Origin of the sequence: Shinella pollutisoli (genome assembly GCF_024609765.1) — a bacterium.
Taxonomy (GTDB): Bacteria; Pseudomonadota; Alphaproteobacteria; order Rhizobiales; family Rhizobiaceae; genus Shinella; species Shinella pollutisoli.
Genome location: NZ_JANFDG010000005.1, coordinates 98,214 through 110,274 on the forward strand (window position 1 = coordinate 98,214; position 12,061 = coordinate 110,274).

Here is a 12,061-nt window from a genome sequence, read left to right on the forward strand (position 1 = left end):
GGCTCCGTAAAGAAAAGGCCGGGGTCCAGCGATCCCGGCCTCTCGCGCTTTCCTGTCGACCTCGTATCACCCCACGGCCCGCAGCGGCCGTTCGGGCGCGGTCTCGTCGGCGTCGCTCTTGCGGTCGCGGGCGCATTGCAGCTCCTCGGTGCGCTCGCTGAGGCAGCGGACGATCTCGAACAGGGTCTGCCTCTGCTCCTCGCTCAGCACCGCGAAGATCGCCTCGATGGTCTTGTGCTGCGGCTGCTGGGCAGCGCAAATCACGCTGCGGCCGGTCTCGGTGATCGAGACGATCTTGGCGCGCCGGTCCTTCGGGTCGGGCTCGCGCCGGACGAGCTTGTCGCGCTCCAGGCCGTCGATCGCCTCCGTCACCGTGCGCGGCGCGAAGCCGAGGGCGGCGGCGATGTCGGTGGAGCGCTGCGGCCCCTGGCATTCGAGCAGCAGCAGGAACTTGCTGCGCGCCAGCGACACGCCTTCGTCCATCATGCACTCGTTCACCAGGCGGCTGACCTGATGGTAGAGCTTGAACATGCACTGGGAGATTTCGATCGTCGTCTTCATGAGGGGGAATATAGATATTATGAGGGACCATGTCAAAGCATGGTGCGGCTTTCGCGAAGATTTGATCATCAATTGTGAACGATGGGAAGGCGGCGGGCCGCGGCCATTGACGCGGCGGCGCGGCGGGGCGATTGTCCGGCCATGCCCTTCCGCTTCGTCCACACGGCCGACCTCCACCTCGATTCGCCCCTGACGTCGCTCGCGCTGCGCAACGGCGAGCTCGGCGAGCTCGTGCGCGGGGCGACGCGCAAGGCGCTGGAGCGCATCGTCGACCTCGCCGTCGCCGAGGCCGTCGACGCCGTGCTGGTGGCGGGCGATCTCTACGACGGCGCGCAGACCTCGATGGCGACGGCGCTCTTCCTGGCGGGCCAGATGCGCCGCCTGGAGGCCGCCGGCATCCGCGTCTTCCTGATCCGCGGCAACCACGATGCGCAGTCGCAGATCACCCGCGAGCTGACCTTCCCGCCGAACGTCCACGTCTTCGACGGGCGCGGGAAACCGGTCGCCGCCGGCCGGCTCGAGAACGGCCGCGAGGTCCACATCCATGGCGTGAGCTTCGCCCAGCCGCACGCGCCCGCCTCGCTGCTGCCGTCCTTCCGCGCGCCGCTGCCCGACGCCATCAACATCGGCCTCCTGCACACGAGCCTCGCCGGCGCCGTCCGCCACGACCCCTACGCGCCCTGCAGCGTCGCGGAGCTTGCCGCCCACGGCTTCGACTACTGGGCGCTCGGCCACGTCCACCAGCGCCGCGTGCACGCGCAGAGCCCGTGGATCGTCATGCCCGGCAACCCGCAGGGCCGCGACGTCAACGAGGCCGGGCCGAAGGGCGTGACGCTGGTGACGGTTGCCGAGGACGGCACGATCACCTGCGAGGAGCGTCCCGTCGCCGTCGCCGTCTTCGAGCGGCTGGCGGTCGACCTCTCCGGCATCGCCGACTGGCACGCCATGCTCGGCCGCGTCGAGGCGGCGCTCGCGGCGGCACGGCCGGCGGGTGCCCATCTCGTGGCGCGGCTTTCGCTCGGTGGCGTGACGCCGCTCGCCTGGCGGCTCCGGCGCGACGAGGACCTGCTCGCCGCCGAGCTTTCGAGCCTCGCCGCCTCGCTCGGCGACTGCTGGGTCGAAGGCGCGGAACTCTCCGTGGCCGCACCGGAGGAAGGGGAGGGCCGTGCCGCCGGACCGTTCACCGAGCTTGCCCGGCTGATGCGCGACGACGTGGCGGAAAGCCACGCCTACCGCGAGGACCTGCGCGCGCTCGTGTCCGACCTGCTCCGCCAGCTCCCGCGCGAGGCCCGCGCGCTCGTCGCCCCGGACGAGGCGGCGGAGGAGGCGCTTCTCGCCGACATCGCCCGCCAGGGCCGCGACGGCGTGCTCGCCCGCCTCGGCGGCGAGGGTGAGGGGGCCTGACCGCATGCGCCTCGACCGGCTCGACCTCGTCCGCTACGGAAAATTCACCGACCGCAGCCTCGACTTCGGCCCGGCCCGGCCCGGTCGGCCGGATTTCCACCTCGTGCACGGGCCGAACGAGGCGGGCAAGTCGACACTCTTCTCGGCCTATCTCGACCTGCTCTTCGGCATCGAGCTGAAGAGCGCCTACGGCTTCCTGCACCCCTATGCGACCATGCGCGTCGGCGGCCGCCTGTCGCTCGACGGCGCCCGGCACGAGCTCTTCCGCCTGAAGCGCAACCAGGGCTCGCTGGTCGCGCCCGACGACCGGCCGCTGCCGGACGGGCTCTTCGCCCCGGTACTCGGCGGCATGGACCGCACGGCCTATCGCACGATGTTCTCGCTCGACGACGAGAGCATCGAGAAGGGCGGCGAGGACATCCTCAGGAGCGAGGGCGAGCTCGGCGCCATGCTGTTTTCGGCAAGCTCCGGCCTTTCCGACCTCGCCTCCGGCCTTGCCGCGCTCAAGGCCGAGGCCGACGACTTCTACCGCCCGCAGGCCCGAAAGCACGGGCTCGCGGCGCTGAAGGCGGAGATCGAGGCGCTGCGCGAGGAGCGCAAGGGCCTCGACGTCGCCGCCCGGGACTACGCGGCCCTGGTGCGCGAGCGCGACGCCGCCGCCGCCCGCCACGAGGCGGCTGCGGAGGGCCGCAACGAGGCGCGCGCCGCCCTTGCCGCGCTGGAGCGGAGCCTCGACGCGCTGCCCCGGCTCCAGCGCCTGCGGACCTTGCGCGAAGAGCTCGCCGCCTTCGAGCCCGGCGAGGCGCCGCCGCCCGGCTGGCGGGCGCTCGTCGCCGACCTCGGCCGCGAGGAGGCGGAGATCGCCGCCCGCACCGCGCGGATGGAGACGGAGCGCGCCCGCCTTGCGGAGGAACGCGACGCGCTTGAGGACGACCGCGCCGTGCTCGACGCCGAGGCGGACATCGCCGCCCTTGCCGGCTCTGAGCTCGAAGCCCGCTTCCGCACCGCCGGCATGGACCTCGCCGCCCGCGAGGCGGAGCGCGACCGGCTCGCCGCCGCGATCGCCGACCGGCTGGCCGCCCTCGGCCTGCCGCGCGATGCGGATGCGCGCGCGCTTCTCCTGCCGGCCGGGCTCGGCGACCGTTTGACGACGCTTTTCTCGCGCCGCTCCGGCGTCGTCGCCGAGGCGGAGGCCGCCCGCCGCGAATGCGCGCAGGCGCAAGCCGCGCTTGCCGCCGCCCGCACCGCCGCCGGAGGCGAAGAGGGCGACGACGACGGGGCGGCCGAGGCGCTCTCGCTGGCGCTGCGGGCGACGCGTGCCGGCGATCTTCCCGCCCGCCTGCGCGCGGCGCTGCGCGAGGTCGCGCTGGCGGCGCAGTCGGTCGAGGCCGCCGAGGCGCGCCTCCATCCCTGGTCCGGCGACGCCGCAGCACTCGGCCGCCTGCTGCCGCCGGCCCCGGCCCGGCTGCGGGAGCTTCGGACGCGGCAGGAGGCGGCGGAGGAGGCGGCTCGGCATGCCGCCGCCCGGAAGGCCGATCTCGACCGCGAGGAAAAGACGCGCCGCGCGGCGCTCGACGCCCTCGTCGCGGATGCCGGCCTGGTCGGCGCCGGCGAGGCAGACGCCCTGCGCGAGCGCCGCGACGCCGCCTGGCGCGAACACCGCGCCCGTCTCGACGCCGGGAGCGCGGATGCCTTCGAGCAGGCGCTGCGGGCCGACGACCGTGCCGTCGCGGCCCGCCTCGCCAATGCCGACCGGCTTTCCGAGCTGCGCCTGCTCGAGCGCGGCTTCGCCGAGGCCAAGGCGCAGCGCACCCTCGCCGCGGAAGGCGCGGCGCGGGCGGAAGAGGCCCGCGAGGCCGTCTCGCAGGAGATCGCCGCGCTCGCCGAAAATCTCGGTCTGCCCGCCGATTGCGGGCTGGACGCCATCGAGGCATGGCTCGCACGGCGCGACGACGCGCTCGCCGCGCGCGACGCGCTCGCCCGCGAACGCGCGCAGGCTGATGCCGTCGAGGGCGAGTACCGCACGGCCATGGCCCGTCTTCGCGCCGCGCTCGGCCGGACGGGCGAGGGGCCGGAGACGCTGGAGGAACTGCTGCTGGCCGGCGAGGACCGCCTGGCGGCGCTGCGCGAGGCGCGCGCCGCCCGGCTCGCCGCGCGGCACGCGGTGGAGGCGGCGGAGCGGCGGCTCGCCGAGCGGCAGGCGGCCGCGCAGGATGCGGAGGCGGCGCTGGCGGCCTGGCACGCGGCCTGGGCGGCGGCGATCGCCGGCACCTGGCTAGCCGGGCCGGAGGCGCCGCAGGAGACCGGGCGGCTCGGCGCCCTCCTGCCGCTCCTGCAGGCGCTGGGGCAGGAGGTCGCCCGGCGCGACGAATACGAGCACCGCGTCGCCGCCATGCGCCGCGACCGCGAGGATTACGGCCGCCTCGCCGCCGCGCTCGCCGGGCGGCTTTCCGAGCCCTTCGATACCGATGCGCCGACGGCGGCCATGGCCGCCATCGCCCGCCGCCTCGACGCGGCGAAGGCTGTCGCCCGCCGCCGGCAGGACATCGACGCCGCGCGCGCCCGCCTCGATGCGGAGGCGGAGGATATCGCCGAGCGCCGGGCGGTGATGCGGGCGCGGCTGGCGGAGATCTTCGACTTTCTCGGCTGCGACACGCTGGCCGAGGCGGGCCTGCGGCTGGAGGCCTGCGCGCGCCGCGAGGACCTGCGCACCCGCATCGCCGAGGCCGAGCGCGACCTCGTGCAGCAGCTCCGCGCCGGGACGGTGGACGAGGCGGAGGCGCAGCTTGCGAGCGTCGACGCCGCCGTGCTCGCCGCCGAGCGGGAGACGCTGGCCGCCCGGCTCGACGAGCTCGACCGCGAGGTGCAGGAGCAGCACGCCGCGCGCCGCCGGGCGGAGGAGGCGCTCGCCCGCGTCGCCGGCAGCGACGAGGCGGCCGTGTTGGAGGAACGCCGCCGCACCGCGCTGCTGGAGCTTGCCGAGCGCTCGCGCCGCTATCTTGCCACGCGGGCGGGCGTCATGGCCGCCGAGCAGGCGCTGCGCCTCTATCGCGAGCGCCATCGCAGCGCCATGATGGAGCGTGCCTCCAAAACCTTCCGTGAGATCACCGGCGGCGAATATGCCGGCCTCTCCACCGTGGTCGAGAAGGAGAGCGAGCTGCTCGTCGCCAACGCCGCCGCCGGCGGCTCGAAGCTCGCGAGGGATCTTTCCAAGGGCACCCGCTTCCAGCTCTATCTGGCGCTGCGCGTCGCCGGCTATCACGAGATCGCCGCAAGCCGCGAGACCGTGCCCTTCATCGCCGACGACATCATGGAGACCTTCGACGACCGCCGTGCGCTCAATGCGCTGCGCGTCATGGCCGCGATGGCGGAAAGCGGCCAGGTGATCTACCTCACCCACCACCAGCATCTGCGCGATCTCGCGCGCGAGGCCTGCCCGGATGTGACGATCCACGAGCTGTAGCGGCGCAATCTCCGCCGCTTCCCCTCGCCCGCCGCGGGAAGGTGGCCGAAGGGCCGGACGCAGGGCTGGCCTGCCGCATTCTCTTGGCTCGCCGTACCATCCGCTGCCGCGGCGAAGGGAAGGGCCGGGGGCTCGCTTCCCGCCCCGTATGCGATTGCCCCGCGAGTTGCAGGGTCGAAACTTGACTTGACGGGCGGTAAATGGTTCTTGGGCCGCTGCATCGGCGCCCCTCGGGCACCGCTTCGCGGCGATTCCGGAAACGGACAGGCCAAAGGACGGGCATGACGAACAGGATCGGGACAGGGGCGGTTTGGCAGCGGGGCTTTGCGCCCGCCGGCTTCCTCGTGCTGCTCGTCACGCTGCTTCTCGCCCCCTTCGCCTTCGCCGATGGCTCGCGCGCGACGCAGGATGCGGCCCGCAGCTCCGCCGAGGGCGGGCTCGCGCCGTCGCCGCTCGGCACCGGCGACGAGCTCTGGTTCCCCGCAAGCGGCCATGCCGAACGGCGGGTGGTGAAGGCGAAGAACGGGCTCGCCGACGGCGACGCCGCGGGCAAGGCGATCGCCGTGGGCGCGGGCCTCCTGCGCTATCCGTTCGAGATCGCCGCGATCGGGACCGTCCGCCCGGCGGACGATGCCGCCCCGGCGAAGGCCGGCGCCGCCTTCTTCCGCAGCCGTGCCCCGCCCGCCGCCGCCTGAGGCGAAGACACGATTTTCCGATCCTTGCGGACGGGCGCCGGCCTCTCGGGCCGCCCCGGTCCGCCAATTGAAGTGGACCTTTCCATGCGTATCTCCAAATGGCACCTGGTGGTGTATGCGGCGATCACCCTGTTCGGGGTGCTCGCGGCCGTGCCCAACATCCTGACGCCGGCGCAGCAGGCGACCTTCGGGCACTATTTCCCCGCCCGTCCCGTCACGCTCGGCCTCGACCTCAAGGGCGGCTCGCATCTCGTCCTGGAGGTGGATTCGGCAGCGCTGCGCAAGGCGCGCATGGACGCGCTGCTGAACGACGCGCGCGCCATCCTGCGCCGCGCCGGCGAGCGCGCCTCGGCCGCCCGCCTTTCCGGCACCACGCTGACGATCACGCTCGCTGACCAGGCCGCCCTCGACAAGGTGCTGCCGGAGGTGCGCAAGCTCGCGACCCCCACCTCCGCGCTCGGCTTCGCCACCGGCGCCTCCGACATCGACGTCACGACCTCCGGCACCGTCGTCTCCGTCGCGCTCACCGAGGCCGGCATCAACGAGCGCATGTCGGCGGCCGTCGAGCAGAGTCTCGAGATCATCCGCCGCCGCGTCGACCAGGTCGGCGTCGCCGAGCCGCTGATCCAGCGCGTCGGCGGCGACCGCATCCTCGTGCAGCTGCCGGGCCTGCAGGACCCGACGCGCCTGCGCCAGCTTCTCGGCTCGACCGCGCAGATGAGCTTCCACATGGTCGACCAGACCGTCGACCCGAACGGCGTCGCGCCGCGCGGCGTCATGATCCTGCCCGGCGCCAACGACCCCGGCAAGTATGCCGTCGAGGAACGCGTGGCGATCTCCGGCGACCGGCTCGCCGACGCCAAGGCCGGCTTCGACCAGCGCACCAACGAACCGATCGTCTCCTTCAGCTTCGATTCGACCGGCGCGCGCCAGTTCGCCGAGATCACCCAGGCGAACGTCGGAAAGCCCTTCGCCATCGTGCTCGACGGCAAGGTGCTGACGGCGCCCGTCATCCGCGAGCCGATCATCGGCGGCCAGGGCCAGATCTCCGGCAACTTCAGCCCCCAGGAGGCGACCGTGCTCTCGGCGCTGCTGCGCTCCGGCGCGCTGCCCGCACCGCTCACCATCATCGAGGAGCGCACGGTCGGCCCGAACCTCGGCTCGGACTCGATCCGCATGGGCCTCTACACCGGTGCCGCCGGCTTCATCGCCGTCGTGCTGCTGATGGTGGTGCTCTACAGCACCTGGGGCCTCATCGCCAATGTCGGCCTCGTGCTGCACACGATCCTGACGATCGGCGTGCTCGGCCTCCTCGGCTCGACGCTGACATTGCCCGGCATCGCCGGCATCATCCTCGGCATCGGCATGGCGGTGGACGCCAACATCCTCATCAACGCCCGTATCCGCGAGGAGACGGCGGCCGGCGCGGGCGCGATGAAGGCGCTCGACGTCGGCTTCAACAAGGCCTATGCCACCATCGTCGACGGCAACATGACGACCATGGTCGGCATGATCCTGCTCTTCATGTTCGGCTCGGGGCCGGTGCGCGGCTTCGCCATCACCATGATCATCGGCATCGCCATCTCGATGTTCACCTCGATCACGGTCGTGCGCCTGCTGATGCGTGACGCGGTGATCCGCCGCAAGATGAAGAAGATCGAGATCCACTCGATCTTCGGCCGGGTCTGGAGCCTGCCGAGCTTCTCCTTCATGCGCGGCCGCTTCATCGCCATCGGCACGTCGGCCGTCATCTCCACGGCCTCGATCATCCTGTTCTTCACGCCGGGCCTCAACTACGGCATCGACTTCGTCGGCGGCATCCAGGTGGAGGCGACGTCGCAGACGCCGATCGACCTCGCCACCGTCCGCAAGAAGATGGAGGACCTGAACCTCGGCGAGGTGGCGCTGCAGGAATTCGGCCAGGGCACCTCCGTGCTCGTGCGCGTCCAGCGCCAGCCGGGCGGCGAGGAGGCGCAGACGGCAGCGCTCGCGCAGATCCGCGAGGGCGTCGCCGAGGTCATCCCGGACGCCAATTTCGAGCGCACCGAGGTGGTCGGCCCGACCGTCAGCACGGAGCTCGCCCGCTCGGGCTTCCTCGCCGTCGGCCTCGGCATGCTGGCGATCCTGATCTACATCTGGTGGCGCTTCGAATGGCACTTCGCCGTGGGCGCCATCGCCACGCTGATCCTGGACATCACCAAGATGATCGGCTTCTTCTCGCTGATGCAGATCGACTTCAACCTGACGGCGATCGCCGCCGTGCTGACGCTGATCGGCTACTCGGTGAACGACAAGGTCGTCGTCTACGACCGCATGCGCGAGAATCTGCGCAAGTACAAGACGATGCCCTTCTCGGATCTCATCGACCTGTCGATCAACCAGGTGATCATGCGATGCATCTTCACCTCGGTCGCCATCCTCGCCTCGCTCCTGCCGATGGCGATCTGGGGCGGTGACACGGTGAAGCCCTTCGCCTGGCCGATGATCTTCGGCGTCGTCGTCGCGACGACCTCGTCGATCTACATCGGCGGCCCGATCCTGCTGTTCCTGAGCCGCTGGTGGAAGGACCGCGAGACCGCCCGCGCGCCGGGAGCGGCCGGCACGCCGGCCACGGAAAGCTGAGAACGGGACGGGCGCCGAGAGGCGCCCGTCGGCTTTTGTGCCCTGCGTTTGCGGCTGCCCGCCCACCTTCCTCTCGATGGGGAGGTCGTCGCGCAGCGGCAGGTGGGGGGAGCCGCCGGCGTCGTGTTCGTCGAGTAGATCAGCCGAATCGGTGCGGGCTGAAGGCCTCGGGTGAGATGCCCTCCCGCGCCACCGCATCGGGCAGCGGCGCCCCCGTGATCAGCGATGCGGCGAGGCTGCCCAGCGCCGGGGAGGTGAGGATGCCGTAGCCGCCCTGGCCGGCGAGCCAGAAGAAGGCCGGCTCGTCGCGGGAAAAGCCGACGGCGGGCAGCCGGTCGGGCGCGAAGCTGCGCATGCCGGCCCAGCTGCGGGCGACGCGGCGCACCGAAAGCGTCGTCGCCTCCTCGACATAGTGGGCGGCATAGGCGATGTCGATCTCCTCCGGCTGCACGTCGCCGGGCTCGCAAGGCGTCTCGTCGGCGGGCGAGGCGAGCAGGCGGCCGGCCTCCGGCTTGAAGTAGAACGTGTCGTCGATCTCGTTGATCTCCGGCAGCCGGCCCGCCTCGACGCCCTCCGGCAGGTCGACGGTGATGGCCGTGCGCCGGTGCGGCACGATGCCGAGCGGCGCGACGCCGGCGAGCGCCGCCACGCCGTCCGCCCAGCCCCCGGCCGCGTTGACGAGGATTTTGGCGGCGACCGTCTCCCCGGCCGTCTCGAGGAGCCAGCGTCCGCCCTCGCGCCGCGCGGCGACGAGGCGGCGCCGTTCGAGAACCTCTGCGCCGTGGCGCTTCGCCCGGCGGGCATAGCCCTGCAGCAGGGCGTCGACGTCGATGTCCCAGTAGTCCGGGTCGAAATAGGCGGCCGCCGCATAGGCCGGGTCGAGGATCGGCGCGCGGGCGGTGAGCGCTGCCCCGTCGAGCCATTCGACGGCCGCGCCCTGCGCCCGCGCATTCTCGAAGCGCGCCCGCACGCGCTCCGCCTTGTCCGCCGTGCCGAGGATGATGCTGCCGCGCGGGATCAGGAGCGGCACCGGGGCGAAACCTTCGGGCGGGGAGAGGAGGAAGCCGTGGCTCGCCCGCGCCAGCGCGTTCACGGCCGGCGCATTGTCGCGCAGCGTGAACTCGGCGGCGGAGCGGCCCGTACTGTGGTAGCCGGGCGCCTCTTCCTGCTCCAGCACGGCGAGGGTGCGGTGCGGGGCGAGGAAGGCGGCGAGCGACAGGCCGGCGATGCCGCCGCCGATGATCGCGATGTCGAAGGTCTGCATGTCGGGCTCCAGCCGTGCGGTTTTCCAAGGCCTAAGCGACGGGCCCGCATTCTTCAAATTTATAGGGGTGAAGACTGGTATCAGCCGGATTTATGCCGATCGTCCCCAGCGCCAGGGCTTGACGTCCGCTACATGGGCGAGGAAGGCGCGCTCGGCGGGATTGAGGGCGGCGCCGGGATTGGTGATACGGAAGGTCTCGGTCTCCGGCAGGTCGTCATAGGGCGGCAGCTGCCAGAGGTCGCCCGCCTCGACGGCGCTTGCCGCAAGATGGACCGGCAGCATGCCGATGCCGGCATTGGCGACGACGAGGCGGCGCACCTCCTCGACGTTGAAGGCGAGCGCGCGCACCCGCTGGCCGAAGGAGCCGATGGCGCGCACGGCCGTGACAGGCCCCATGTGCGGCCCGCCGAGCACGTCGGCGAGGAAGCTGACATAGGGCTCGCCGCGCAGGTTCTCCAGCCGCACGTCGCCCGCGCCGAACAGCCGGTGGCCGCGGCCGCAATAGAGCGCGTAGCGCTCGGAGCAGAAGGGCGCCTTGTCCAGCGTATCGGGGATGATGCCGTCCGACAGGCCGAGCGTGGCGATGCCGCGCTCGACGGAGCGGATCACGTCCGTCGTCGTCTCGACGGCGACGGCGACGGTAACGCGCGGATGCAGGCGGAAGAAATCGGCGATGGCGCGGTCCCATTCCGGGTTCAGCGCGTGGCTGACGGAATGGATGGTGATGTGGCCGGCGACGTCCTCGCCGGAGGGCTCCATCGCCTCGGGCAGGCGGACGATGGCGGTGAAGATGTCGCGGCAGAGCGCATGCAGCCGCTCGCCCGCCTCCGTCAGCGCGAAGCGGCCCGGGCCGCGGTCGATCAGCCTATGGCCGACGGACTGCTCCAGCCGCTTCAGCGCCATGCTGACGGCGGGCTGCTGGAGCAGCAGCCGGTTCGCCGCCTTCGTGATGGAGCCCTCCTCGACGACGACGGCGAAGGTGCGCAGCAGGTTCCAGTCGAGATTGTGGGCGAAGCGTTCGAGACGGTTGATCGGCATGCGCCTAGCGTGGACGGCGGTCGCGGGAAAGGCAAGGGGGCGGTGCATGTCCCCCTCATCCCCCTGCCGGGACCTTCCCCCCGGTGGGGAGAAGGGGAAAACGAGAGGCCTCCATCCTTCCCTTCTCCCCACCGGGGAGAAGGTGGCCCGAAGGGCCGGATGAGGGGGCTCGCCGCCTCACTTCATCGTGTAGATGTCGATCGAGAAATATTTCTCGTTGATCTTCTGGTAGGTGCCGTTCTCGCGCAGCGTCTTCAGCGCGGCGTTGAGGCGCTCGCGCAGATCGTTGTCCTCCTGGCGCACGGCGATGCCGACGCCCTCGCCGACGAACTTCGGATCGGTGATCGGCTCGCCGATCAGCTCGCAGCAGGCCTTGCCGTCGTCGTTCTTCTCCACCCAGTCGAGCAGCGGGATCATGTCGCCGACCTGCAGGTCGAGGCGGCCGTTGGCCATGTCGAGGTTCACCTCGTCCTGCGTCGGGTAGAGCTTGATGTCGGCGTCGGGATAGACGGCGGCGACGTAGTCGGCCTGCGTCGTGCCGGACTGCGCGCCGATCGCCTTGCCCTTCATGCCCTCGTTGGTGAAGTCGGTGATGCCGGCACCCTTCGCCGCCGCATGGGTCATGGCGGCGAGATAGTAGGGATCGGTGAAGGCGACCTGCTTCTTGCGTTCCTCGGTGATGAACATCGAGGCGATGATCATGTCGTATTTCTTGGCGATGAGGCCGGGGATGATGCCGTCCCAGTCCTGCGCGACCACCGTGCATTCCACCTTCATCTCGGCGCAGAGCGCGAGCCCGATCTCGACGTCGAAGCCGCCGAGATTGCCGGCCGAATCCTGGTAGTTGAAGGGCGGGTAGGCGCCCTCGGTGCCGATCGTCAGCGTCTCGGCGGAGGCGACGGCCGGAATGAGCGTGGAGCCGGCGAGAGCGAGCGCCAGGATTGTCCTTTTCATGGTTGTTCCCCTTTGGTCATGGACGATGCGGGACGGTAGCGCGCCCGCAAGCATAAACGA

8 protein-coding genes are annotated in these 12,061 nt (G+C 71.6%); 4 read left to right on the top strand and 4 right to left on the bottom strand.

The features are described 5' to 3' along the window. Positions 1–66: 66 nt before the first annotated feature. A complete protein-coding gene (locus NNZ72_RS05845) occupies positions 67–561 on the bottom strand; it encodes a MarR family winged helix-turn-helix transcriptional regulator (RefSeq protein ID WP_257313972.1) in 495 nt (164 codons plus the stop codon). Between the two features lie 141 nt (positions 562–702). On the opposite strand from NNZ72_RS05845, the gene NNZ72_RS05850 reads away from it, so the two are divergent. The 4 genes from NNZ72_RS05850 to secD all read left to right on the top strand — a co-directional run bounded on the left by NNZ72_RS05850 (position 703) and on the right by secD (position 8,745). Further along, positions 703–1,965 carry a metallophosphoesterase family protein gene (locus NNZ72_RS05850; protein WP_257313975.1) on the top strand — a complete coding sequence of 421 codons (1,263 nt, stop codon included), beginning with the start codon at positions 703–705 and terminating at the stop codon, positions 1,963–1,965. Between the two features lie 4 nt (positions 1,966–1,969). Beyond that, positions 1,970–5,428: an ATP-binding protein gene (locus NNZ72_RS05855; RefSeq protein ID WP_257313978.1), complete on the top strand. Its 3,459-nt coding sequence runs from the start codon at positions 1,970–1,972 to the stop codon at positions 5,426–5,428. Positions 5,429–5,709: 281 nt separating this feature from the next. Continuing rightward, on the top strand, positions 5,710–6,123 hold the full coding sequence (locus NNZ72_RS05860; RefSeq protein ID WP_257313980.1) for a hypothetical protein: 414 nt from the start codon (positions 5,710–5,712) through the stop codon (positions 6,121–6,123). Positions 6,124–6,207: 84 nt separating this feature from the next. Then, positions 6,208–8,745 (top strand): protein translocase subunit SecD, encoded by a 2,538-nt coding sequence (gene secD / locus NNZ72_RS05865; protein ID WP_257313983.1) that lies wholly within the window; start codon positions 6,208–6,210, stop codon positions 8,743–8,745. A gap of 139 nt (positions 8,746–8,884) precedes the next feature. Here secD and NNZ72_RS05870 read toward each other — a convergent pair whose 3' ends face one another. The 3 genes from NNZ72_RS05870 to NNZ72_RS05880 form a co-directional block, all read right to left on the bottom strand. Continuing rightward, positions 8,885–10,009, bottom strand: coding sequence for an NAD(P)/FAD-dependent oxidoreductase (locus NNZ72_RS05870; protein WP_257313985.1), 1,125 nt, complete (start codon positions 10,007–10,009; stop codon positions 8,885–8,887). 90 nt (positions 10,010–10,099) lie between these two features. Next, complete coding sequence (locus NNZ72_RS05875) at positions 10,100–11,095, bottom strand: LysR family transcriptional regulator (RefSeq protein WP_257313987.1); 996 nt, start codon at positions 11,093–11,095, stop codon at positions 10,100–10,102. Positions 11,096–11,224: 129 nt separating this feature from the next. Beyond that, entirely contained in the window at positions 11,225–12,001 is a 777-nt protein-coding gene (locus tag NNZ72_RS05880; protein ID WP_257313990.1) for an ABC transporter substrate-binding protein, read from the bottom strand. Positions 12,002–12,061: the final 60 nt, after the last annotated feature.

What these genes read in the sequence shown, in the direction of transcription:
- NNZ72_RS05870 (WP_257313985.1), bottom strand. Translation starts at nt 10,009, where the DNA reads ATGCAGACCTTCGACATCGCGATCATCGGCGGCGGCATCGCCGGCCTG.
- NNZ72_RS05875 (WP_257313987.1), bottom strand. Translation starts at nt 11,095, where the DNA reads ATGCACCGCCCCCTTGCCTTTCCCGCGACCGCCGTCCACGCTAGGCGC.
- NNZ72_RS05880 (WP_257313990.1), bottom strand. Translation starts at nt 12,001, where the DNA reads ATGAAAAGGACAATCCTGGCGCTCGCTCTCGCCGGCTCCACGCTCATT.
- NNZ72_RS05850 (WP_257313975.1), top strand. Translation starts at nt 703, where the DNA reads ATGCCCTTCCGCTTCGTCCACACGGCCGACCTCCACCTCGATTCGCCC.
- NNZ72_RS05860 (WP_257313980.1), top strand. Translation starts at nt 5,710, where the DNA reads ATGACGAACAGGATCGGGACAGGGGCGGTTTGGCAGCGGGGCTTTGCG.
- NNZ72_RS05855 (WP_257313978.1), top strand. Translation starts at nt 1,970, where the DNA reads ATGCGCCTCGACCGGCTCGACCTCGTCCGCTACGGAAAATTCACCGAC.
- NNZ72_RS05845 (WP_257313972.1), bottom strand. Translation starts at nt 561, where the DNA reads ATGAAGACGACGATCGAAATCTCCCAGTGCATGTTCAAGCTCTACCAT.
- secD (WP_257313983.1), top strand. Translation starts at nt 6,208, where the DNA reads ATGCGTATCTCCAAATGGCACCTGGTGGTGTATGCGGCGATCACCCTG.